Below are 23033 nucleotides of genomic sequence, written 5' to 3'. Positions count from 1 at the left end.
GGGTCAGCGCGGGGCAAAGATAATGGGGTCGCCGATCGCGACGCCCAGCGCCCGTGCGGCGACGGGATCGATAACGGCGCCATCGTCCTCTACGACCAGCGCCGCGAAACAGGCGCGAAACGCAGCCAGCCGGCCTGCGGCGGCGATGCAGGGTGTGGAGTCGTCGCACTCGGCCACCTCCCGCACGATCGCGGTGCGGGCGTCGCGCACGGTGGCGATGTCGTCGGTCGCGGCGGTCACGGTCGGCCCGCCGTCGAACAGGTCGACATAGCGGTCGTAGCGAAACCCTTCCTTCTCCAGCAGCCTGAGCGCGGGGCGGCCGGATGGATGCGGTATGCCCAGCACGGCACGCGCCGGTTCGGGCAGCATCGCCAGCAGGACCGGCGTGGTCGGCAGCAGCCCGGCAAGGACATGGGTGCCATGGTCCGCGTTGAACGCATCGGCTGCCGCAAAGCTCATTCCGAAGAAGCGCGCGGCGATCCCGTCCCAGAAGGGGGCGTCGCCCGCATCGTCCACCACGCCGCGCAGTTCGGCGATGGTCCGGTCGGCGAAGCGCGCGCGGTGCATCGCGATGAACAGATAGCGGCTGCGCGCGAGCAGCGTGCCGGCTCCCCCCGAGCGGGCATCGGCGCGCAGGAACAGCCCGCCGACCTCGCTACACCCGGCATGGTCGGTGCAGATGGTCAGTATGGTGTGATCGACCGAGCGGCCCAGCACCGCATGGTCGGCGCCATGCCGGTCGATGCGATAGCTGTAGAAGGGCGTATCGGTGCCGATATGCGAGAAGATCTGGCAGGTGCCGTGGATCGCACCGGTCGCATCGTCCTCCAGCACGAACAGGAAGCGGTCCACGCCGAAGCTGTCGGTATCGCGCGCGAAGGCGGCATCGGCGGTGGCCAGCCGTTCGCCAAGCTTCGCCTCGTCCGGCGGCAGGTTCACGAACCCGCCGCCGGTGGTCCGCGCCATGGCATAGAGCGCCGGCAGGTCGTGCCCGCCGGCGGCCCGCAACAGGATCGTCACGCCGGCCTGGCTCCCAATGCCGGCTTCAGCGCGTCCCAGTTGCCCGCTGCGCTGCCCGCTTCGAAACTGGCCATCGGATAGGCGCAATAGTCGGCGGCGTAATAGGCGCTGGGGCGGTGGTTGCCCGAATCGCCGACACCGCCGAAGGGCTGCGCGCCCGCCGCACCGGTCGTCGGGCGGTTGCGGTTGACCACGCCGGCACGCGCATCGAGCACGAACCGCTCCCACAGCGCGTCGTCGCCGGTCAGCAGCCCGGCGGACAGGCCGAAGCGCGTGTCGTTGGCCGCCATGATCGCGGCGTCGAAATCGCCGACGCGCAGGACCTGCAAGACGGGCGCGAAAATCTCCTCATCGGGTACTGCCGCGCCGGTCACGTCGAGCAGCGCGGGAGTGACGAACCCGGCGCTCCGCCCCGCGATCCCGCCGAAGGGCACGATGGCGCGCGCACCGGCGGCCTCCAGCGCGTCAACCTGCGCACGGGCGGTCGCGGCGGCGGCGTCGGAAATGAGGGGGCCGATATAGGGGTTTTCGTCCCAGCGGCCGATCGGCAGGCGCGGGATCAGCGCGGCCACGGCATCGATCACCGCATCGCCGAATGCGCCGTCCGGCAGGATTAGGCGGCGGGCGCAGGAGCAACGCTGCCCGGTGGTGATATAGGCCGACTGGACGATCAGCGCCGCGACCTCGGCCACGTCGCCGTCCCAGGCGATCAGCGGGTTGTTGCCGCCCAGCTCCAGCGCGAGGATGACGTCCGGACGATCGGCAAAGGCGCGGCGTAAATGCGCGCCGGTCGTGGCGGACCCGGTGAACAGCAGCCCGTCGATGTCGGCGGCGACCAGTGCCGCGCCGGTTTCACGCGCGCCCTGCACCACTTGCAGCACGCCGTCGGGCAGGCCGGCTTCACCCCAGGCCGCCGCCATCGCCGCGCCGACCGCCGGGGTCAGTTCGGACGGTTTGAACACCACCGTATTACCGGCGAGCAGCGCGGGGACGATATGGCCGTTGGGCAAATGGCCGGGGAAATTATACGGCCCCAGCACCGCCATCACCCCGTGCGGGCGGTGGCGCAGTACCGATTCCCCGAACGGCATCGCGCTGCGCTTTTCGCCGGCGCGCTCGGCCTGCGCGGCGATCGACAGTTCGACCTTGCCGACCATCGTGCCGACTTCCTGCGTGGTTTCCCACAGCGGCTTGCCGGTTTCACGGGCGATCAGTTCGGCAAGCTGGGCGGTGCGCGCCTGCAACACGGTTGCATAGGTGCGGGCGATGGCCACGCGGTCCGCGACCGGGGTACGCCGCCAGTCGCGAAACGCGGCGCGCGCGCGGGATACCGCCGCATCGACATCGGCCTGCGTGGCGGCGGGGCCGGACCAGATCGTGTCGCCGGTGGCCGGGCAGAGGGAGGTCAACATGCTCACGCCGCCTGCGCCATGATCCCGCGCGCCGCGCCGCACGCCGCCTCCAGCCGCGTGACCGCCTCGGCGATCTCCTCTGCCGAGATCAGCAGCGAGGGGAGCAGGCGCACGCAATTCTCGCCACCGCCGGCGACCAGAATGCCGTGGTCGCGCGCAATCCCCATGAATTCGCGGTTGTTGGGGATCAGCTTGAGGCCGATCAGCAGCCCCTTGCCGCGCACTTCGGCGATCACGTCGGGGAAGCGGCTGCGCAGCGCCTCCAGCCGTTCGAAGAAATCGGCGCTGGCGGTGCGGGCGTTGGCCAGCGTCCCCTCGTTCGCGATGGTGTCGAACGCCGCCATGCCGACCGCCATCGCCAGCGGGTTGCCGCCAAAGGTCGTGCCGTGCACGCCCGGCGTCATGCCCTTGGCCGCCTCGGTGGTGGCAAGGCAGGCACCGATCGGGAAGCCCGATCCCAGCGCCTTGGCCAGCGCCATGATGTCGGGTGCCGCGCCGTCGAACCACTGGTGCGCGAACAGCTTGCCTGTCCGGCCCATGCCGCTCTGCACCTCGTCATGGATCAGCAGCACGCCACGCCGCCGCGTCAGTTCGCGCAGCCGCAGCAGCCATTCGCCCGACAGGGCACGCGCGCCGCCTTCGCCTTGCACCGGCTCGACGATCACCGCTGCCGTGGTCGGGCGGGCGATCGCTGCCTCGATCGCGGCGTGATCGTCGAGCGACAACTGGACGAAGCCCGGCAGACGCGGGCCGCAGCCCTCCATATAGCCGGCATTGCCCGATGCGTTGATCGCGGCATAGGTGCGGCCATGGAACGAGCCGGCAAAGCCGATGACGTCGATCCGCTCTGGCTGGCCGTTCACATGATGATAGCGGCGCGCGGTCTTGATCGCGCATTCGACCGCTTCGGTGCCGGTGTTGGCGAAGAACACGCAATCGGCGAACGATGCGTCGACCAGCCGCTGCGCCAGCGCCTCCTGCCCCGGAATGCGAAAGATGTTGGAGACGTGCCACAGCTTGCTGGCCTGCTGCGTGAGGGCTGCGACCAGTGCGGGATGGGCATGGCCCAGCGCGTCGGTGGCGATGCCTGCCACGCAATCGATATAGCGCCGCCCCTCGGTATCGATCAGCCAGACGCCCTCGCCACGCTCCACCGCGATCGGCGCGCGATTGTACAGGTTCATCAGGGGATCGGTCATGGCGGCTCCTTCGGGTCGATTCGGGAATGCACCGGCGGGCGGGCGACGGATCGCTCGCCGCGTGCGAGGCGGTTCACGCGGTCGCCTTATTGGACCGGCCGGGTGGTGCGGACAAACGCAATGGCGTCATCTGTTGATGATGGTTGGGAATGAAGGATGGTGTTTGCTTCGTGCCGTACCCCCGCGCAGGCGGGGGTCCCGGGCAACAGCAGGATGGCGCTTGTGGCTCTGGACCCCCGCCTGCGCGGGGGTACGGTCTGACTGTTGGCCCTACCGCGCCTTGACCGGTGTGACGGTGGGCGGGCAGCCGTCGCGCTTGCACGGCAGGCGGTCGTCCCACGACAGCAGGCGGACGACCATGTCGCCCGGCTGGGTCCGCGGATCGGTGCCCATGCCTGCCACCCGTCCGTCGAGCGGGGCGGTCAGCGTCGCCACGGTCCGCCCGAACGGATCGGTGACGATCGCCAGCACGTCGCCCTTCTTCACCATCTGGTTCAGCATCACGCGCACCTGTGCCCATCCACCGCGCGGGCTGTCGACATTGGTGACGACATTGCCGAGGAACGGCTCGGGATCGCTCAAGCTCGGCTTGCCCGGCAGCATCCCCCGGTCGATCATCACGTTGCGCACGCCGCGCAGGCCTCGCGCGATCATCGCCCGGTCGAAGACCTCCGCCCCGCCCAGTTCGTAGGTGACGGCCGGGATGGCGTTGGCGTTCAGCATATCCTCGACCGCGCCGTCGATGCCCGCATTCACATAGATGCTGTCGGGGCGCAGCATCATCGCGATCCGCTTGGCGGCGGGCGTCGCGACGAAGACATAGGCGGGATAGGTGCCGCCGCGCGACTGGGTATGCAGGTCGATTGCGAAGTCGGTGTTGCCGATGAAGATGCACGACCATAGCCGTCCGGCATAACGCTGCGCCGCATTCCCCTCCGCACCATGTTCGTGCGGATCGCGCGGGATCAGCCGGTTGAGATTGTCGCCCGCGCCGTTGTGGCCGCCGGTAAAGGCGCGCGTCGAATTTCGCAGGCCCGGCGCGTTGAGGCCGGGTACGGCGATCAGCGTGCCCTTCAGCATCGCCGGGTCCAGCCCTTCGACCAACTGGTGGATGACGCCGATGCCGTTCAGTTCGTCGCCATGGATGCCGGCGGTCAGCAGGAAGCGGGGGCCGGGCTGTGCGCCCTTCACCACGACGATCGGCACGTAATAGCCCTGTCCGACGTCATTGTCGTCGACCCGCAGCCACAGCCGCGTCTTGCCGGCGGGCAGGGTGGACAGGTCCAGCGTCTCGATCACCGCCGATCCGTCGATCCGGTCGCCCGGCTCAGCCGGCAGCGCGAGTGCCGGCAGCGCGGCGAATAGCGTGGCGGCCAGCGCGAACGAGCGAAATGAGCGGGACATGGCGGTTCTCCGGAACGACAGGAAACGGGCGTCGCACATCGTTACGGCCCCGGCCAAGCGACAATTGGTCATGTCCTGATGCGTCCTGCTCATCATCGACGGTCGGCGCCATCGTGCGGACGGAATGGCATTGGTGGTTTTCCGCATTGCCGCCAACGCCCTGACGCCTACACACGGCCTCATGCTGACCATCGATCCCACGCCCCGCCCGCTCGGCAAGAGCGATATTCTCGTTTCCCCTATCGCCTGGGGCATGTGGCGCTTTACCGGGGAGGTCGCTCCGGCGCGAACGCTGGTCGAGGCGGCGCTGGAGGCGGGGATCACCCTGTTCGACACCGCCGACATCTATGGCGCGGACACCCCCGCCGGGTTCGGATCGGCGGAAAGCCTGTTCGGGCAGGTGCTGGCCGAGGCGCCTTCGCTGCGCGACCGCATGGTCATCGCGACCAAGGGCGGCATCCGGCCCGGCAATCCCTATCGGTCGGACCGGGCGTATCTGGCGCAGGCGGTCGACGCCTCGCTGGCGCGGATGGGGATCGACCGGATCGACCTGTACCAGATTCATCGCCGTGATTTCCTGACCCACCCGCAGGAGGTCGCCGCCAGCCTGACCGCGATGGTCGAGCAGGGCAAGGTGCGCGGGATCGGCGTGTCGAACCACAGCCCGGCAGAGGTCGATGCGTTGCAGGCGTTCCTGGGGCTGCCGATCCTGAGCACCCAGCCCGAATTTTCGCCGCTCCACGTCGAGGCGCTGTTCGACGGGGTGCTGGATCAGGCGATGGCGCGCGGCATGGCGGTGCTGGCGTGGTCACCGCTGGGGGGCGGGCGGCTGAGCGGGGGCGATCATCCCGCCGCGCTCCTGCTGCGCGACCATGGGCAACGCTTCGACGTCGATGCCGCGACCGCCGCGCTATCGTGGAGCATGGTCCATCCGGCGGGCATCATCCCGATCGTCGGATCGCAGAATGCGGATCGCATCCGCGCCGCCGCCGGGGCTTGCCGCGTCACCTGGACCCCGGCCGAATGGTATGCGGTGCTGCAGGCGGGAATGGGGACGACGCTCCCCTGACATGCGTCGACGGCCGCACCCCTTGCAGGATGCGGCCGTCGCGGCGGTGCGATCAGGCGATCAGCGGCCGGCGAGGGCGCGGTCCAGATCGACGCCGCGTGCTTCCCATTCACCGCGGGTCTTGCACAGCTTGGTCAGGATGCGGCTGCCGGTGGTTTCGGTGCGGAAGCAATAGCGGGCGTTGGGCGACGCCTTGTAGCTCGCAGCGGCCGGGCCGGCGGCCAGGGTGACCGTGGTCGCCAGCGCGCTCGAACCGGCGACGCTGGTCGCGACGGGGGTCGGGGCGGCACTAGGTTCGGCGGCGAAAGCCGAGGTGGTGGCGACGAAACCGAGGACGATCGAAGCGGCGAAACGGATGGCGGTCATGGTAGAGGCTCCCTGAATTCCGGTTGGTTTCCGGTGATGCCGACTACTTTGCATCCCCTGTGCCAGTTTTTCAGATCGAGTAATATCAAAGGCTTAGTTGATGACTACAAACGTAGCTGTGGTATGCGCCGCCATTAGGTCGTAAAATTCGCTAGATATTCGGGAAGTGGTTTGCGGGTGTGAGGGGCCTGACCTCTGCCCCGGGAGATTCGTCACCCCGGACCTGACCCGGAGTCCCGCTTCTACCGCCCGGTCAGAAAAGAAGCGGGACCCCGGATCAAGTCCGGGGTGACGCTAAGGGTAGCGCTGGTCTCGCAACCGCCTAGCGCCGCCGATCCGCGCATGTCAGGATGTTCGCAAACGACCATAAGGGGTTACGAATGCGCGCTGGTGCCTGTCTGATCGCTCTGCTGCTTGCCACGACCGCCCACGCGCAGGAGCCGGCCACCGGCTATCACCGCGCGCCCGACGCCATCGCGAAGATATTGGAAACGCCACCGACGCCGGGCGTCGCGGTCAGCCCCGATCATCGCACGCTTGCCATTCTGGGCCGTGAGAACCTGCCGAGTATCGCCAACCTGTCGAAGCCGATCCTGCGCCTTGGCGGCTATCGCATCGATCCGGCGACCAATGGACAGGCGGAAATGCGGGTTCAGTGGCTGAACGCGCTGAGCTTCAAGGACATCGCGACCGGGCGCACCGTCGCGGTGAAACTGCCCGCCGGCACCCGCTTCGCCGCGCCCGACTGGTCGCCCGATGGGTCGCGGCTGGCATTTTACGTGCAGGAGGCGAATGGGCTGTCGCTGTGGATCGCGGACCGGGACGGGTCGGCCCGCGCGATCGCCAAGGGGCTGAATGGCACCTTCGGGACACCCTTCAGCTGGATGCCGGACAGTCGATCGCTGATGGTCCGACTGGTGCCCGTCAACCGTGGCACGCCCCCTGCCGAGCCTTCGACGCCAAGTGGCCCGATCGTGCAGGAAAGCAGTGGCCGTACCTCCGCCGCGCGCACTTATGAGGATCTGCTCGGCGACAAACATGACGAAGCGTTGTTCGACTATTATTTTACCAGTGTCCTGGCGCGGATCGATGTGGCGGATGGCACCCTTCATCCGGTCGAGGGGCCAGCGATCTGGAGCGACGTCAGCGTCTCGCCTGATGGCCACTATCTGCTGACCGAGCGCCTCAAGCGTCCCTACAGCTACCTGCTGCCCGCGGGCTTCTTCCCTACAGAGATCGCCGTCTCACCGATCGTCAATCCCGGTATGCACAACGGGTTCGTTTTGGTCGACCGCCCGCTGGCCGACGACCTGCCGGTCGATTTCGACGCGACGGTCAAAGGGCCGCGTGAGGCGGTGTGGCGGTCGGATGCGCCCGCGACGCTGGTGTGGGCGGAGGCGCTGGACGGCGGCGATCCCAAGGCGAAGGTCGCGTTCCACGACCGGGTCATGATGCAGCCGGCGCCGTTCACCGCCGCGCCGGTCGAGCTGGCCCAGACGCCGGCGCGCTTCGGGGCGGTGTTCTGGGGCAATGACGATTTCGCGATGGTGATCGACCGCGAATGGCGCACGCGGACCGAACACCGCCATGCCGTCGCGCCGGGGCGTCCGGGGCAGGCGCGGACGCTGCTGACGCGCAATTATCAGGATCAATATGGCGATCCCGGTTTCCCAATGACGGAGGAGAATGCGGCGGGCAAGCCGGTGATGCAGTTCACCCCGGCGCGCGACGCGGTCTATGTCACCGGCGACGGCGCGACGAAGGCGGGGGCGTTCCCCTTCCTTGGCCTGATGCCGGTCGCGGGCGGCGAACAGAAGCGGCTATGGACCGCGAAGGCACCCTATTACGAAACCGTCGTCGCGCTGCTGGACGACAAGGGGCAGCGGATGCTGACCCGCCGCGAAAGTGCGAAGCTCGCGCCCAATTACATGCTGCGATCGGTGAAGGGTGGCAGCGCGAAGCCGGTGACCGACTTCGCCGATCCCGCGCCCGTGCTGGCCGGCGTGACCCAGCGCACGATCACCTATAACCGCGCCGACGGCCTGCCGCTGTCGGGATCGCTTTATTTGCCCGCCGGCTATGACGCGAAGCGCGACGGGCCGCTGCCGACGCTGCTCTGGGCCTATCCCGCCGAATATACCGATGCGAAGGTCGCCGGGCAGACGGTGGACCAGGGCAATCGTTTCGTCCGGCCGCGCGGGATCAGCCACCTGTTCCTGCTGACGCAGGGCTATGCGATCCTCGACAATCCGGCGATGCCGATCATCGGCGAAAACGGCGCGGAGGCCAACGACACCTATGTCCAGCAGCTGCGCGACGATGCGCAGGCGGCGGTCGATGCGGTGGTGAAGCTGGGCGTGGCGGACCGCGGCCGGATGGCGGTCGGCGGGCACAGCTATGGCGCGTTCATGACCGCCAACCTGCTGGCGCATACCGACCTGTTCCGCGCCGGCATCGCGCGGTCGGGCGCGTATAACCGCACGCTCACCCCGTTCGGGTTCCAGGCGGAACAGCGCACCTATTGGCAGGCGACGTCGACCTATACCGACATGAGCCCGTTCACCTATGCCAACAAAATCAAGGAGCCGATCCTGCTGATCCACGGCGCCGCCGACGACAATAGCGGCACTTTCCCGATCCAGTCGGAGCGGATGTACGCCGCGCTGAAGGGCAATGGCGCGACGGTCCGCTATGTCGTGCTGCCGAACGAGGCGCATGGCTATCGCGCGCTGGAATCGACCGAAGAGACGTTGTGGCAGATGACCGACTGGCTCGACCGGTATGTGAAGCCGAAGGTCGCGGCGCCTGCGGCGGCGCAATAACGTCCGATCATTGGCGGGGGCAGGAGCCGGTCGAGGCCCCAGCCTTCGCTGGGGCGACGTTTTCGGGCGGAACAGTCGATAGCGGCGAGATTGCCGTCGCTATCGACCAGGACGGATCGACGTCCATCGGCCTATCGTCACCCCGGAACAAGTCCGGGGTCCACGGTGCGGCGATCGGTGCGGCCGGCGCTTCCTGGGACAAGGTAAGCGGCGAAGTGAACCCCGGAACACATCCGGGGTGACGAAGGGATTGCAGGTTACCCGGCGATCGCCCTCGAATTGCCTGAATGATGATCGGCCCTGACATTGGTCGCATAAAGAATACGTATTTCGGATACTGCAAACCCCGACAGGCAGCGTCTTGGAAGTTGCGTAAATTCCGCAACGAGGCATGGCCAATCGCCATAAAAATCCGGATTATTCCGGTATTTGGCATGTTTTACGGTGCACCGATATTTAATCGGCCCCTTCCATTCTGTGGCGTGAACGTAGCGCCGGAGGGGGGTTCTGGCTGAATGTCGTATCTGTTTGAAACCGTCGTCGCGCGCCATGACCTGCCGGTGGTCCTGCTGGCGCTGTCGCTGTGTATCGTCAGCGCGTTGTCGACCTTTGCGCAGTTGCAGCGGTCGTTCGAATGCGTGGTCGAACGGCGGCGGCTGTGGCTCGGCTCGGCGGCGGTCACCGCCGGGGGCGGGGTGTGGTCGACGCACTTCATTTCGATGATCGCCTATCGCAGCCCGGTCGCGTTGCAGTTCGATCAGTTGCTGACGGGATTTTCGGCGACGATCGCGGTCGCAGCGTTCGGTATCGCCTTCCTGTTGCTGCGGCGCGCCCGGGGCATGGTGCAGGTGCTGCTGTGCGGCGGCATCGCGACGCTGGGCATCGTCGGGATGCACTTCACGGGCATGGCCGCGATCGCCAATTCGATGGCCCACCGCGTCGATCGCGCGCCGATCGTGGTGGCGGTGCTGGTCGGCTGGCTGCTCCTGTCGGGCGCATTCGCCGTGTTCCTGCGGGCGGACGGGCGGCAGCGCATGGTGCTGCCGGCGATGGGCATGGTGCTGGCGACGGTCCTGATCCACTTCGTCGCGATGGCATCGGCGATGGCCGACCATGGCGGGACGATCGTCGCCGGTGCAGGCGCGCGATCGCAGTGGCTGCTGTTGTGGATCGTCGGGGCGGCCCTGCTGCTGATCGCCCTGACGGCGGCGGCATCGGTGGTCGACCGGTTCCTGACCGACCTGCGGGGCCTGGCCGATGCGACGTCCGAAGGGCTGTTGATTACCAGCGACGACCGCATCCTCGACGCCAATGAACAGGCGTGCGCGCTGCTGGGGGTCGATCGCGCCGCGCTGGTCGGTACGGCGACCGCCGCATGGTTCGAAACGGCGGCGCGTGACCATCTGCGCCCCCATCGCGGCAGCGCCACCCGCGCCCGCATCCGCGACAGCGTGGTCGAGGACCAGCTGGTCGAACTGACCGCGCGCGCGATCGAATATCGCGGCCGCGACGCGACCGTCATTGCACTCCGCGACCTGACCGAAACCGCCCGTGCCCAGCGCGCGATCGAACATCTGGCGTCGCACGATCCGCTGACCGCCTTGGTCAATCGCGCCGCGTTCGACATCGCGCTCAACGAAGCGGTGCGCTCCGCCGCGCCCTTTGCACTGATCGCGGTCGATCTCGACCGGTTCAAGGCGGTCAACGACCTGTTCGGCCATGGCGCCGGCGATGCGATCCTGATCCGGGTCGCGCGCATCCTCGACGATTGCGTCCGCGCGCAGGATCTGGTCGCGCGGGTCGGCGGCGACGAATTCGTGGTTCTGCAACGCGACATCGCATCGTCCGACGACGCCCGTCGCCTGGCGGCGCATATCCTGACGCGCTTCGCCGAGGAGATGGACTCCGCGCGCGATCCCATGGCGGTCGGGTGCAGCCTGGGCGTCGTCACCTACCCCCGCGACGGGTGCGATCCCGAAACGCTGCGCCACAATGCCGATGTCGCGCTGTACCGTGCCAAGCAGGACGGACGCGGCACCGCGTCGTTCTTCGACGAGACGATGGACCGGCAGGCGCGCGACCGCCGCAGCCTCGAACATGATCTGCGTCACGCGGTCTGTCGGGGCGAACTGCAACTGGTCTATCAGCCGCTGGTGTCGACCGACGACGATCATGTCGTCGGCTACGAGGCGCTGTTGCGCTGGGACCATCCCGAACGCGGACAGGTGTCGCCGACGCTCTTCATCCCGGTCGCCGAAGAGGCGGGGACGATCATGGCGATCGGCGAATGGGTCCTGCGCCAGGCGTGCCGCGACGCCAGCAACTGGCCCGAACCGCTGACGCTGGCGGTGAACGTATCCCCGGTGCAGTTGCGCGTGGCGACGCTGCCGATGCTGGTGCGCGACGCGTTGGCGGACAGCGGGCTGGCGCCCGAGCGGCTGGAGCTGGAGATTACCGAAACCGCCTTGTTGCGCGACCGCGAGGTGTCGCTGGCGATCCTGCGCGAGATCCGGACGCTGGGCGTGCGCATCGCGATGGACGATTTCGGCACCGGCTATTCGTCGCTCAGCAACCTGCGCCATTTTCCGTTCGACAAGATCAAGATCGACAAGAGCTTCGTATCGGCGATGCACGAGGACGAGGCGGCGCGATCGATCGTCCGTGCCATTGCCGGCTTGGGCAAGGGATTGAACCTGCCCGTCGTCGCCGAAGGGGTCGAGAACGAGGTGCAGCGGGCGATGGTGCAGGCCGAGGGCTGCGCGCTGGCGCAAGGCTATCTGTTCGGGCGCCCGGCCGCCGGGCCGGCGCACTGCGTGACCGCGCCGGTGCAGGCACTTCGGGCATGATGCGGCAGAGGTTCGAGGGGGGAAGGGTTCAGATGATCGCATGGTTTTCGCGCAACGCGCCGATCCGGGTCAAATTCCGGGTGCTGGCGCTGGTCTATCTGCTGCTGTCCGGGGGGATGGCGGCACTGGCGACGGTCGCGGCGCTGGGTGCGCCGGTCGGGCCGGGCATCGTCGTCGGCGGCGCGCTGGCGGGAGTGGCGGCGATCGTCGCCGTCACGCTGAGCGCGTCGCGGCTGATCTGCACGCCCTATGTCACGACGGTCGTGCGGATGGAGGCGCTGGCGGCGGGCGATCTCGAAAGTCCGGTCGCCTATACCGGCAACCGCGACTGCGTCGGCCGCATCACCAAGGCGATGGCGACGTTCCGCGAAAGCGCGCTGGCGGCGCTGGAACGCGATACCCAGCGGCAGATGGTGGCGATCATGGGCGAGGGGCTGGGCAAGCTCGCCGCCGGCGACCTGACCGCGCGGATCGATGTCGAGTTGCAGGCGCCGTTCCTGTCGCTGCGCGACGATTTCAACGCCGCCGTCGCATCGCTGCGCGCGACGATGCTGTCGGTGTCGACCGTCGCCGGTGGCATCCACAAGGGCGCGGGCGAGATCAGCACGGCGTCCGACGACCTGTCGCAGCGGACCGAGCAGCAGGCCGCCAGCCTCGAACAGACCGCCGCCGCGATGGAGCAGATCACCGCGTCGATGCGCGAAACCGCCGACAGCGCGTCGCGCGCCGACCAGATTGTCGGCACGGCGCGGGGCGAGGCGATCGAATCGGGCGACGTCGTCCGCCGCGCGGTCGACGCGATGGCGCGGATCGAGCGCACCTCCGCCGAAATCTCCGACATCATCGCGGTGATCGACGGCATCGCGTTCCAGACCAACCTCCTCGCCCTCAATGCCGGCGTCGAGGCGGCACGCGCGGGCGATGCGGGCAAGGGCTTTGCCGTGGTCGCTTCCGAAGTCCGCGCGCTCGCGCAACGCTCGGCCGAGGCGGCCAAGGACGTGAAGCAGCGCATCACCGCCTCCGTCGAGACGGTCGATACCGGCGTTGCCCTGGTCAGCGAAACCGGGCGGTCGCTCGAACGGATCATCGGCCGTTTCGGAGAGATCAGCGCGCTGGTCGCCGATATCTCGGGATCGGCGGATCAGCAGTCGCAGGGGCTGTCGCAGGTCAACACCGCCATCGGCGAGATGGACGGGGTGACCCAACGCAACGCGGCGATGGTCGAGGAAAGCAGCGCCGCCGCCCGCAGCCTGGCGTCTGAAGCCGATGCGCTGTCGGGCGAGATCGCCCGTTTCCGTCTGGGCGGAATCGCGGTCCGCGACCAGCGCGACACGGTCCGGCGCCTGCCGGTACGCCCGGCACCCCGCGCCCTCCCGCAGCGCCTGTCGCACGGCAATGCCGCGCTGGCGATCGGCGAGGACGACTGGTCGGAATTCTGATCCGTGTCGACCGGGACGCGCGACTCCGAGTTGGCGCGTCCTTTTTTCGGGTGACGCACGCGGTCATCGGCGCAGCGCCGATGCTGTTCGTTTCGTGTATCTTAGGACCGATCGACATTCAGCTACTTCTGGTGTCGTTCCTGATCGCTGCCTCCAGCCTCTCCGTCACCCCGGACTTGTTCCGGGGTCCACCGAGCCGCTATCGTGGTCGATAGAGGCTCACGCCGCACCGATTGCCGCGCCGTAGACCCCGGAACAGGTCCGGGGTGACGATAGACCGGTGAATGTCGATCGGTCCTAGGAGTTTGCCCCACCCTGTTTGAACCGAACGTCATCCCAGCGAAGGCTGGGATTTCCTTATCGTAGCGCGGGGCAGGAGCCGGTCGAGGCCCCAGCCTGCGCTGGCGCGACGTTTTCAGAAAGATGGAGCAGACTCTGATCGGGCCATTGCATCGATGGCTGGCATATCTTGCGAACGGGAAAGATCGGATCGCGCAGAAAGATTCGACCCATCTGCGTCGTTCGGCAGGGCGGAGCAGGAAGCACCGTCGAAGGGAGGTCGCGGCATGGCAAAGACATGCCGTCGGTCGCCGCAAGCGGCGCCGGCCAAAGTCGCTGACTATATCGCTGATTAGCGGCCGCTAATCAGCGGCAGCGACTGGAGCGGGCGAAGGGATTCGAACCCTCGACCCCAACCTTGGCAAGGTTGTGCTCTACCCCTGAGCTACGCCCGCTCTGGCGTTCCGAACCGGCGAGCCGGCTGGGGTGAGGCGGGCTATTAGCCGGGGGTTTTGGGGTGCGCAACCCCTAAATGAACTCTTTTCTGTTTTGCTTGGGATGCCCACATAGGGGCGGCTGTCACAGGATAAGGAATCGACGCTTGGCCACGCTAGGACTGACCGCCCCGGAAAAGGACGCCGTGGAGGCGTTCCGCCGCGACGTCGTCGAACCGTCGATGACGCAACTGGTCATCATCGATTTCTGGGCGGAATGGTGCGGGCCGTGCAAGGCGCTGACCCCGATCCTCGAAAAGGTCGCGGAGGCCTATGCCGACAAGGGTGTGGTGCTGGCTAAGATCGACACCGACAAGAACCAGTTCATCGCCTCGCAATTCCAGATCCGGTCGATCCCGACCGTCTATGCGATGTTCCAGGGGCAATTGGTCGCCGACCTGACCAGCGCGCGCACCGAAAGCCAACTGAAGCAGATGCTCGACCAGCTGCTGCGCCAGTTGCCGGTGCAGCCGGGCGAGGCGGCGGGGCCGGACATCGAACCGCTGGTCGCGATGGGCGAGGAGGCGCTGGCCGAGGGCGATGCCGCGCGTGCGCTGTCGATCTTCGACCAGATCGCCGAGATGGTGCCGGACGACGCGACGGTCGCTGCGGGGCGCGTCCGCGCGCTGATGGCGCTGGGCGACCATGACGCGACGCAGGCCGCGCTCGATGCGCTGTCCGAGGATGCGGCGAAACAGCCCGGCATCGAACAGGTCCGCGCCGCCCTTGCGCTGGCCCGCGATGCGCAGCCGGTGGACGACCTTGCCGGCCTGAAGGCCGAGGTGGAGGCCAATCCGGACGACCACGACGCGCGCTTCCGCCTTGCCGGGGGGCAGATGGCGGCGGGCGACCGCGACGGTGCCGCCGAATCGCTGCTGAAGATCGTCGCGGCCGACCGGACGTGGAACGACGATGCCGCGCGCCAGCAACTGTTGAAGGTCTTCGAGGCGGTGGGCCTCGAAGACCCGTGGGTGTCGCAGCAGCGGCGCAAGCTGTCCGCGATCCTGTTCGGATGAGCGGGCGCGTCTCCGTCTTCCCGCTGGCGGGGGCGCTGCTGTTTCCGAACATGCATCTGCCGCTGCACATCTTCGAGCCGCGCTATCGGGCGATGGTGTCCGACGCGCTGGCGCGGGATCGGCGCATCGGCATGATCCAGCCGCGCCCGGCGGGCGACGAGAGCGACCGGCCGCCGCTGTTCGATGTCGGCTGTATCGGGCAGATCGTCGATGTCGAGGCCCATGCCGATGGCCGCTACGACATCGTGCTGCGGGGGCTGCATCGGTTCCGCGTGGTGCGCGAACTCGATGTGACCACCGCGTTCCGGCAGGTCGAGGCGGAGACGCTGCCGATGATCGGCGATACGACGCTGGCGCTCGCCGAGCGGGCGTCGCTGGAACTCGAATCGCGCCGCTTCGCCGACCGGCTCGGCTATGCCGTCGACTGGGAATCGGTCGGGCGGCTGGACGACGAAAGCCTGGTCAACGGCATCGCGCAGATCGCGCCGTTCGACGTGGCGGCGAAACAGGCGCTGCTGGAAGTCGACGCCCTGTCCGCCCGCGCGGAACTGATCGTGCAGCTCATGCAATTCTTCGGCAGGCATGGCGATGACGAAGAGGCGACGCTGCAATGACGCTGGAACAGGGGAAGACCGGGGGCCACGCGATCGATCCGTGGCTGTTGTCGATCCTGGTCTGCCCGGTGACGCGTACCCCGCTGACGCATGATGCGGCGGCGGATGAATTGATCTCCGACGCCGCCGGTCTCGCCTTTCCGATCCGCGATGGCGTGCCGGTGCTGCTGATCGAAGCGGCGCGGCCGTTGTGAGCCGCGACCTGAGCGGCAAGTGGAGTGGGATCTTCAACTATCCGCACACCAACCCGCCGACCGCGTTCGAGGCGGACATCGCCGATCTGGGCGGGTCGCTGGTGGGGACGATCCACGAACCGGACCTGTATTCGGTCCCGCCCGGCGCGCTGATCGCCGCCGCGATCGACGGGCATCGCGACGGCGCCAAGGTGCGCTTCAGCAAATTCTACGACGATAGCGGCAGCGAGGGCTATGGCGACATGGTCGTCTATGCCGGCGTGCTGAGCGACGACGGTTGCGAGATCAGCGGGCGGTGGGACATTCCGGGCGTCTGGTCGGGCAGCTTCCTGATGATCCGCCCGGCGGCCGAACCGGTTGCGGCGGAGGAAGCGGCCGAGGCCACGCGCGACGGACGGGCATAGGCCGTGGCGCTGCTGCACCGGCTGCTGGGCAAGGCGGCGCGGTTGGTATGGCGCGTCACCCGCCCGCGCACGATCGGCGTACGCGCGCTGCTGCTCGACCCCGATGGCCGCGTCGCGCTGGTGCGGCACACCTATCTCGACGGCTGGTACCTGCCCGGCGGCGGGGTGAAGAAGGGCGAAGCCATCGCCGATGCGCTCCACCGCGAGCTGGCGGAGGAGGTGGCGGTCACCGGTGCCACGGTCGAGCGGATACTGGGCGTCTATCACAACCGGCGCGAGAGCAAGGACGACCATGTAGTCGTCTATGTCGCGCGGGCGGCCGGCGACACGCTGCGCGGTGCGGACCGGCTGGAGGTGGCCGAAGTCGGCTGGTTCGCGGCCGATGCGCTGCCGGCCGGCACGACGCCGGCGACGCGGCGGCGGATCGCGGAATGGCGACAGGGTGAGACGGGCGGCGGAACGTGGTGACGGCCGGCCGTTACAGCAGATAGACGATGACGTAGCGGCCGACGAGCGCCAGCATGACCAGCCGGCACCACCGTTCCCCCCGAACCGTCATGGCCGCGATCATCAGCGCCATCAGGATCGCGGTCAGCGCCAGTGGCAGCGGCCGGGCAAGATGTACTGCCATGCGCGGCACGCTGGCATACCAGCCCAGCTGGCACAGCAGCAGGACGAACATGATGCCGATGACGACCCGTCGGACCCGTAGGAAATGCGCGTCGAGCCCCGTCGACATATCGCGGGGAAACACCAGGCGCGCCGCCAGATAATAGGCGCTGGCAAAACCGGTGATCGCCATCAGCGACTTGCCCGATACGGCGACGATATCGCGTCCGGTCCACGCCGCCTGCCAGAACGACAGCAGGTCGAGCATCACGAACGCGCCCAACAACGGCGTCAGCCACCCGATGCGCACCATCGAACCGGGTTGCAGCCGCGTTTCGATCGCACGCGCCACCCCGCCCAGCACTTCGGCGATCGAAAGGCCCAGCAACAGGCCGAACAACGCGAAGATGAACTCGAACTCGGACATCGCCATTTCCCCCCGCAGGGGTCTTTAGAGCGGTTTCCGACCAAGTTGAACCATCGTCATCGCCGTGGCGGGCGACCGCTGGCGCGGCAAGGATGGCGGCGTTGCTCGTCGGCTACGATGCCTTGGCATCGCACCCTCCTCGCGCCTTGCCATGAACCGAAATCGACTCCGTGCCGATGATCCAACCCGATCGGAAAACGCTCTGGCGGCGTACCGCGAACCGCGAAACCGGCGTTATGCCGTAACCCCCTGCAACAGTTTCGGCAGCTTGCCCGTCTCACCGCGCGCTTCGGCCATGAACGCGGCTTTGAGCGGCGGGATCGAGTTGACCGCCGACAAGCCGAAGCGCCGCACCGCGCTGGCCGTCTTGCCCGGAATGCCGAACAGGCGGGTCAGCCCGTCGGTCGCCAGCGCCACCGCGAAGGTGTCCAGCCCCCGCCACCGCTGATAGCGTTCCAGCAGATAAGGATCGCCCAGGTCCAGCCCGGTACGCTTGCCCTCGACCAGCACTTCGGTCAGCGCCGCGACGTCGCGCAGGCCCAGGTTCAGCCCCTGCCCGGCGATCGGGTGGATGCCGTGGGCGGCATCGCCCACCAGCACCAGCCGGTCGGCGGTAATCCGCGCCGCATGGTGGAAGCCCAGCGGATAGCTCGACCGCGCCGACAGGTTGGACAGCTCGCCCAGGAAACCGCCCATCTTTTTCGACGCTTCGGCCAGGAACGCACGCTCGGACAGTTTCAGGAAACCGCCGCGATCCTTCGTATCCACGGTCCACACGATCGCCGAGCGGTGGCCGTTGGCATCGTCATTCAGCGGCAGGATCGCGAACGGGCCGGCGGGGTAGAAGATTTCATAGGCGATGTTGTCGTGCGGTTCGGCATGGTTCAGCGTCGTGATGATCGCGGCATGGTCATAGCTCCAGCGCGCGACGCGGATGCCCGCCGCCTCGCGCGTCGGCGAATTGCGCCCCTCGGCGGCGATCAGCAGCGGCGCGGTGAGCGTGTCGCCGCCCGCCGTCGTGACGGTCACGCCATGCCCCTCGCGCCGCACGTCGATCGCGCGGTCCTTGTAGCGCAGGTCGACATGGGGCGAGGCGATGGCGGCGTCGTAGATCGCCTGCCGCAGCCGCTTGTTCTCATACATCACGCCGACCGGATCGTCGGCGGCGTCGGGGACGAAGTCGAGCTTGCCCGGTTCCAGCCCGTCGGTCGCGCGGATCGCGGCGATCGGGCAGCCTTCCCGCCCAAGGCCCGGCGCGATGCCGATCGCCTCGAACATGCGGTGCGTCGCGCTGGCGATCGCCGAGGCACGACCGTCGAATCCGGGCGCCAGCGTCACCGCCGGATCGGCGGGATCAAGGATGATCGAGCTGAGGCCGTGCACGCCCAGCGACACGCCCAGCGTGCTGCCGACCAGCCCGCCGCCCAGGATGATGACGTCCGCCTGTGCCATGAAACCCGTCCCATCCTATCAACCGGCCCCGTTGGTTCGGGGCAAAAACAATGTCCCCACGTCCGTTCGTGCTGAGTAGGGGCTGAGCGAAGTCGAAGACCCGTATCGAAGCACCGCACGTCACGGGTCCTTCGATACGCCATTTCGACAAGCTCAATGGCTACTCAGGACGAACGGACCGTCCGGATGCCCTTCCGATCTAGGCTCTCACGCATCCCGCCGCAACGCCGCCTTGACGACGGAGCCGGGTGCAGCGCAAATCAAGATATTCTTGAATATAAGGTAAAACGAATGGCGACCAACGCGCAGCCGATGTTGTGGCGCGACGCGATGAAGGCGGGTGCGAAGCGCAGCGGCGCGATGATCGGTGCGACGATCCTGTTCGTCGCCATGATCGTGATCGCCATCGCCCTAGTCAGCTATTCGCCCGCCGACCCGTCGTTCAGCACGGCGGCGGGCGGCCCGGTCGCGAACCGGCTGGGGGCGGGCGGGGCGATGCTCGCCGACCTGCTGCTCACCATCTTCGGCGTGCCCGTCGCCATGTTGTTGCCGCTCGGGCTGATCGTCAGCGTCCGGTTGTGGCGCGACGTGCCCGTGGGACCGTGGCCACGCATGGTCCGCGACTGCGGGGTCGGCGTGCTGGCGATGGGCACCACGCTGGCGTTCGTGTCGGGAGAGGCGATCCTGTCGCTGCCCGCCGGCTATGGCGGGGTGATCGGCTGGAGCATCGCGCAAGCCGTGCAGGGGCTGATCCACCTGATCGGCGTATCCGTCGCCGAGCTGTGGACGATCCGCATCGTCGCGCTCGCCACCGGACTGTTCGGCGTATGGCGCTGGGCCAAGGGACTGACGATCGAGATTCCCGATGGCACGTTCCGGCTGCCGAAGTTCGAACGCCGGGCGCGCGTGGGCGCGGACGAGGGCGATGTGCTGGTCGAGGACGACGATCTGCCGTTCGACCCCGCCCCCCGTGCGGCACCGCTCGCCGAGGACGAGGAGGACGACGCGTCCGCCCGGCCGCAGCCGCGCCGCGTCGCCCAGCCCGACGATCGCGCCCCCCCGGTCATCGCCGACCGCGCCGCATCGCCCGCGCTCGCCAGCGCGCCCCGGCCCGCCAGCAGCGAAGGTCGCGACAATTTCGCGCTGCCGTCGATCGACCTGCTCAGCCCCCCGCCCGAATCGACCGGGCCGACGGTCGACAAGGCGGCGCTGGAGCGCAATTCGCGCCTGCTCGAAAGCGTGCTCGACGATTTCAACGTGAAGGGGCAGGTGGTGAAGGTCGCCCCCGGCCCGGTCGTCACCATGTACGAACTGGAACCCGAACCCGGCATCCGCGCCAGCCGCGTGATCCAGCTCGCCGACGACATCGCCCGCAACATGTCGGCGATCTCCGCCCGCGTCGCGACGATTCCGGGTCGCACCGTCATCGGCATCGAACTGCCCAACCAGCGGCGCGAGATGGTGTCCCTGCGCGAACTGATCGCCAGCCAGGCGTTCGCCGACCAGAATGCGCAGCTGCCCATCGTGCTGGGCAAGAATATCGCCGGCGATCCGGTCGTCGCCGACCTTGCCCCCATGCCCCACCTGCTGGTCGCCGGCACCACCGGTTCGGGCAAGTCGGTGGGGCTGAACTGCATGATCCTGTCGCTGCTCTACCGGCTGACCCCGGACCAGTGCCGCATGATTATGATCGACCCGAAGATGCTGGAACTCAGCATGTATCGCGGCATCCCGCACCTCCTGGCCGATGTTGTCACCGACCCGCCCAAGGCGGTGCGCGCGCTGAAATGGGCGGTCGAGCAGATGGAGGACCGCTATCGCATGATGGCGTCGATCAACGTCCGCTCCCTCGCCAGCTTCAACGACAAGGTGCGCGCGGCATCGGCCAAGGGGCAGAAGCTCGGCCGCAAGGTGCAGACCGGCTACGACGCCGACAACGGCACGCCGATCTACGAGGAGGAGACGCTCGACCTGTCGCCGTTGCCGCAGATCGTGGTGATCGTCGACGAACTTGCCGACCTGATGATGACGGCGGGCAAGGAAGTCGAATTCCTGATCCAGCGTCTGGCGCAAAAAGCGCGCGCGGCGGGCATCCACCTCATCATGGCGACGCAGCGCCCCTCGGTCGACGTCATCACCGGCGTCATCAAGGCTAATCTGCCGACGCGCATCAGCTTCCATGTCACGTCCAAGATCGATTCGCGCACCATCCTCGGCGAACAGGGCGCCGAGCAGCTGCTGGGGCGCGGCGACATGCTCTACATGCCCGGCGGCAAGGCGCTCGCCCGCGTCCACGGCCCGTTCGTCAGCGACGACGAGGTGCAGGCGGTGTCCGATTTCTGGCGTAGCCAAGGCGCACCCGACTATATCGACGCGGTGGTCAACGAGCCGGAGGGCGATGCCGGCTTCAGCCTCGACGGCGCGCCGACCGGCGACGATTCGCCGGAGGAACAGACCTTTCGTCAGGCGTGCCAGCTGGTGGCCGAAAGCCAGAAGGCGTCGACCAGCTGGCTCCAGCGCCAGTTGCGTGTCGGCTATAACTCGGCGGCGCGGCTGATCGAGCGGATGGAAAAGGAAGGGCTGGTATCGCGACCGGACCATGTCGGCCGGCGCGAAGTGCTGATGGACGCGGACGGGCGGCCGACGGGGTAAGGGGGCCTCTCCAACGCCTACCCGTTTGCTTCGAGCGCAGGTTCGAGCCTATCGAGAACCGAAGTCGAGAAGGGGTTGCCCCACGCGGAGGGTTCTCGACGAGGGTCGGGTCGGATTGTCCCCCGGACAATCCTGATACCCAAGCGGGGCATGGTTCAACCGATCCCCTTCTCGACAAGCTCGAAGCTGCTCGAACCGAACGGGTTGGGGGCGTTGGCCCAAAACTCCTCCGTTCGTCCTGAGTAGCCATTGAGCCTGTCGAAATGGCGTATCGAAGGACCGTTTGGGGCAGATGCTTCGATACGGGCTTTCGACTTCGCTCGGTCCCTACTCAGCACGAACGGAGCGGGGCAGGGACGCGAGGGAACGGATCACCCCGCCATTCTTTGGAAACCCGACCCCCAACCACACGGACTCCCCCATGACCGACTTGACCCTCAACGACGGCCGCACCATCCCCGCGATCGGCTTCGGCACCTACAAGGTCCCGGCCGACGACTCCGCCCGCCTGTCGCGCGACGCGATCGACGCCGGCTATCGCCTGATCGACACCGCCGCCTTCTACGGCAACGAAGCGGGCGTCGGCGAGGCGACCGGCGGCATCGACGTCTTCGTCACCACCAAATTATGGCGCGACGCCATGGGCTATGACGGTGCGCTCAAGGCGTTCGATGCCAGTGCCGCGAAGCTGCCGCGCATCGACCTGTTCCTGATCCACTGGCCGATGCCGTCCGAAAACCGCTATGTCGATACGTGGAAGGCGCTGGTACGGCTGTGCGAGGAGGGGCGGGTCGGGTCGATCGGCGTTTCGAACTTCTCGCCCGACCATCTCGACCGGATCGTCGATGCGACCGGCGTGGCGCCCGCGCTCAACCAGATCGAGCTGCATCCGACCTTCCAGCAGCAGGCGGCGCGCGCCGCGCATGAACGGCTGGGCATCGTTACGCAAAGCTGGTCGCCGCTGGGGCAGGGCACGCTGCTGACCGACCCGACCATCGCCGCCATCGCGCAGGACGCGGGCGCGACCCCGGCGCAGGTGATCCTCGCCTGGCACCTTCAGGCCGGGCTGGGCGTGATCCCGAAAGCGTCGTCGCGGGCGCGGATCGAGGAGAATCTGGCGGCGCGGTCGGTGATGCTGACGACGGACCAGATCGCGAAGCTCGACGCGATGGATCGCGAAGACGGGCGATTGGGGCCAAACCCCGACACCCTCTAAATCCTCCCCGGCACGGGGAGGGGGACCATCCGCAGGATGGTGGAGGGGGGTGTCCGCATACGGAACGGCAGCGTTCGCGGTGAACCCCTTTCACCAGCT

Annotated in this window: 18 protein-coding genes and 1 tRNA gene; 11 read left to right on the top strand and 8 right to left on the bottom strand. The window is 67.8% G+C overall.

Going from position 1 to position 23033, the window contains the following annotated elements:
• Positions 1-3 precede the first annotated feature (3 nt).
• The 4 genes from ASE83_RS00380 to ASE83_RS00365 form a co-directional block, all read right to left on the bottom strand.
• A complete protein-coding gene (locus tag ASE83_RS00380; protein WP_055787431.1) occupies positions 4-1020 on the bottom strand; it encodes an arginine N-succinyltransferase in 1017 nt (338 codons plus the stop codon).
• On the bottom strand, positions 1017-2432 hold the full coding sequence (gene astD, locus ASE83_RS00375; RefSeq protein ID WP_055787828.1) for a succinylglutamate-semialdehyde dehydrogenase: 1416 nt from the start codon (positions 2430-2432) through the stop codon (positions 1017-1019). Before astD ends, ASE83_RS00380 begins: the two co-directional genes overlap by 4 nt.
• A 2-nt stretch (positions 2433-2434) precedes the next feature.
• Positions 2435-3631 (bottom strand): aspartate aminotransferase family protein, encoded by a 1197-nt coding sequence (locus tag ASE83_RS00370; protein ID WP_055787434.1) that lies wholly within the window; start codon positions 3629-3631, stop codon positions 2435-2437.
• Positions 3632-3901: 270 nt separating this feature from the next.
• Positions 3902-5035, bottom strand: a complete 1134-nt coding sequence (locus tag ASE83_RS00365; protein ID WP_055787437.1) for a succinylglutamate desuccinylase/aspartoacylase family protein — start codon at positions 5033-5035, stop codon at positions 3902-3904.
• 181 nt (positions 5036-5216) lie between these two features.
• On the opposite strand from ASE83_RS00365, the gene ASE83_RS00360 reads away from it, so the two are divergent.
• Positions 5217-6104, top strand: coding sequence for an aldo/keto reductase (locus ASE83_RS00360; protein ID WP_055787439.1), 888 nt, complete (start codon positions 5217-5219; stop codon positions 6102-6104).
• A 60-nt stretch (positions 6105-6164) separates the two neighbouring features.
• Here the strand turns inward: ASE83_RS00360 and ASE83_RS00355 are convergent, their stop codons facing one another.
• Positions 6165-6470, bottom strand: coding sequence for a hypothetical protein (locus ASE83_RS00355; RefSeq protein WP_055787444.1), 306 nt, complete (start codon positions 6468-6470; stop codon positions 6165-6167).
• A gap of 380 nt (positions 6471-6850) precedes the next feature.
• Here ASE83_RS00355 and ASE83_RS00350 point away from each other — a divergent pair, with 380 nt between their 5' ends.
• The 3 genes from ASE83_RS00350 to ASE83_RS00340 all read left to right on the top strand — a co-directional run bounded on the left by ASE83_RS00350 (position 6851) and on the right by ASE83_RS00340 (position 13577).
• Positions 6851-9292, top strand: a complete 2442-nt coding sequence (locus ASE83_RS00350; protein WP_055787453.1) for a S9 family peptidase — start codon at positions 6851-6853, stop codon at positions 9290-9292.
• A 515-nt stretch (positions 9293-9807) separates the two neighbouring features.
• Entirely contained in the window at positions 9808-12138 is a 2331-nt protein-coding gene (locus ASE83_RS00345) for a bifunctional diguanylate cyclase/phosphodiesterase (RefSeq protein WP_055787456.1), read from the top strand.
• Positions 12139-12170: 32 nt separating this feature from the next.
• Positions 12171-13577: a methyl-accepting chemotaxis protein gene (locus ASE83_RS00340; protein ID WP_055787458.1), complete on the top strand. Its 1407-nt coding sequence runs from the start codon at positions 12171-12173 to the stop codon at positions 13575-13577.
• A gap of 659 nt (positions 13578-14236) precedes the next feature.
• Here the strand turns inward: ASE83_RS00340 and ASE83_RS00335 are convergent.
• Positions 14237-14311: transfer RNA gene (locus tag ASE83_RS00335), tRNA-Gly, on the bottom strand.
• A 146-nt stretch (positions 14312-14457) separates the two neighbouring features.
• Here ASE83_RS00335 and ASE83_RS00330 point away from each other — a divergent pair.
• The 5 genes from ASE83_RS00330 to ASE83_RS00310 are packed head-to-tail and all read left to right on the top strand — an operon-like array spanning position 14458 to position 17046.
• Entirely contained in the window at positions 14458-15366 is a 909-nt protein-coding gene (locus ASE83_RS00330; protein WP_443024299.1) for a tetratricopeptide repeat protein, read from the top strand.
• The gene (locus ASE83_RS00325) at positions 15363-15980 is read left to right on the top strand and encodes an LON peptidase substrate-binding domain-containing protein (protein WP_055787461.1); all 618 of its coding nucleotides are present in this window, start codon (positions 15363-15365) and stop codon (positions 15978-15980) included. Before ASE83_RS00330 ends, ASE83_RS00325 begins: the two co-directional genes overlap by 4 nt.
• The gene (locus tag ASE83_RS00320; RefSeq protein WP_055787466.1) at positions 15977-16174 is read left to right on the top strand and encodes a Trm112 family protein; all 198 of its coding nucleotides are present in this window, start codon (positions 15977-15979) and stop codon (positions 16172-16174) included. The genes ASE83_RS00325 and ASE83_RS00320 overlap by 4 nt, the downstream gene beginning before the upstream one ends.
• Positions 16171-16578, top strand: coding sequence for a hypothetical protein (locus ASE83_RS00315; RefSeq protein WP_055787469.1), 408 nt, complete (start codon positions 16171-16173; stop codon positions 16576-16578). The genes ASE83_RS00320 and ASE83_RS00315 overlap by 4 nt, the downstream gene beginning before the upstream one ends.
• Positions 16579-16581: 3 nt before the next feature.
• On the top strand, positions 16582-17046 hold the full coding sequence (locus ASE83_RS00310) for an NUDIX domain-containing protein (protein WP_055787472.1): 465 nt from the start codon (positions 16582-16584) through the stop codon (positions 17044-17046).
• A 10-nt stretch (positions 17047-17056) separates the two neighbouring features.
• Here ASE83_RS00310 and ASE83_RS00305 read toward each other — a convergent pair whose 3' ends face one another.
• Complete coding sequence (locus ASE83_RS00305; RefSeq protein ID WP_156352563.1) at positions 17057-17614, bottom strand: hypothetical protein; 558 nt, start codon at positions 17612-17614, stop codon at positions 17057-17059.
• Between the two features lie 234 nt (positions 17615-17848).
• Complete coding sequence (locus ASE83_RS00300) at positions 17849-19066, bottom strand: UbiH/UbiF/VisC/COQ6 family ubiquinone biosynthesis hydroxylase (protein WP_055787477.1); 1218 nt, start codon at positions 19064-19066, stop codon at positions 17849-17851.
• Between the two features lie 291 nt (positions 19067-19357).
• Here ASE83_RS00300 and ASE83_RS00295 point away from each other — a divergent pair, with 291 nt between their 5' ends.
• The gene (locus ASE83_RS00295) at positions 19358-21718 is read left to right on the top strand and encodes a DNA translocase FtsK (RefSeq protein WP_055787480.1); all 2361 of its coding nucleotides are present in this window, start codon (positions 19358-19360) and stop codon (positions 21716-21718) included.
• Between the two features lie 421 nt (positions 21719-22139).
• Positions 22140-22934 (top strand): aldo/keto reductase, encoded by a 795-nt coding sequence (locus tag ASE83_RS00290; protein WP_055787483.1) that lies wholly within the window; start codon positions 22140-22142, stop codon positions 22932-22934.
• Positions 22935-23033: the final 99 nt, after the last annotated feature.

This window comes from Sphingomonas sp. Leaf32, from assembly GCF_001421765.1.
Classification (GTDB): Bacteria; Pseudomonadota; Alphaproteobacteria; order Sphingomonadales; family Sphingomonadaceae; genus Sphingomonas.
This window is presented reverse-complemented; position numbering and strand designations above follow the sequence as displayed.

Coding starts and splice junctions, on each gene's coding strand:
- astD (WP_055787828.1), bottom strand. CDS start 2,432: ATGTTGACCTCCCTCTGCCCGGCCACCGGCGACACGATCTGGTCCGGC.
- ASE83_RS00370 (WP_055787434.1), bottom strand. CDS start 3,631: ATGACCGATCCCCTGATGAACCTGTACAATCGCGCGCCGATCGCGGTG.
- ASE83_RS00365 (WP_055787437.1), bottom strand. CDS start 5,035: ATGTCCCGCTCATTTCGCTCGTTCGCGCTGGCCGCCACGCTATTCGCC.
- ASE83_RS00360 (WP_055787439.1), top strand. CDS start 5,217: ATGCTGACCATCGATCCCACGCCCCGCCCGCTCGGCAAGAGCGATATT.
- ASE83_RS00355 (WP_055787444.1), bottom strand. CDS start 6,470: ATGACCGCCATCCGTTTCGCCGCTTCGATCGTCCTCGGTTTCGTCGCC.
- ASE83_RS00350 (WP_055787453.1), top strand. CDS start 6,851: ATGCGCGCTGGTGCCTGTCTGATCGCTCTGCTGCTTGCCACGACCGCC.
- ASE83_RS00345 (WP_055787456.1), top strand. CDS start 9,808: ATGTCGTATCTGTTTGAAACCGTCGTCGCGCGCCATGACCTGCCGGTG.
- ASE83_RS00340 (WP_055787458.1), top strand. CDS start 12,171: ATGATCGCATGGTTTTCGCGCAACGCGCCGATCCGGGTCAAATTCCGG.
- ASE83_RS00325 (WP_055787461.1), top strand. CDS start 15,363: ATGAGCGGGCGCGTCTCCGTCTTCCCGCTGGCGGGGGCGCTGCTGTTT.
- ASE83_RS00320 (WP_055787466.1), top strand. CDS start 15,977: ATGACGCTGGAACAGGGGAAGACCGGGGGCCACGCGATCGATCCGTGG.
- ASE83_RS00305 (WP_156352563.1), bottom strand. CDS start 17,614: ATGTCCGAGTTCGAGTTCATCTTCGCGTTGTTCGGCCTGTTGCTGGGC.
- ASE83_RS00300 (WP_055787477.1), bottom strand. CDS start 19,066: ATGGCACAGGCGGACGTCATCATCCTGGGCGGCGGGCTGGTCGGCAGC.
- ASE83_RS00295 (WP_055787480.1), top strand. CDS start 19,358: ATGGCGACCAACGCGCAGCCGATGTTGTGGCGCGACGCGATGAAGGCG.
- ASE83_RS00290 (WP_055787483.1), top strand. CDS start 22,140: ATGACCGACTTGACCCTCAACGACGGCCGCACCATCCCCGCGATCGGC.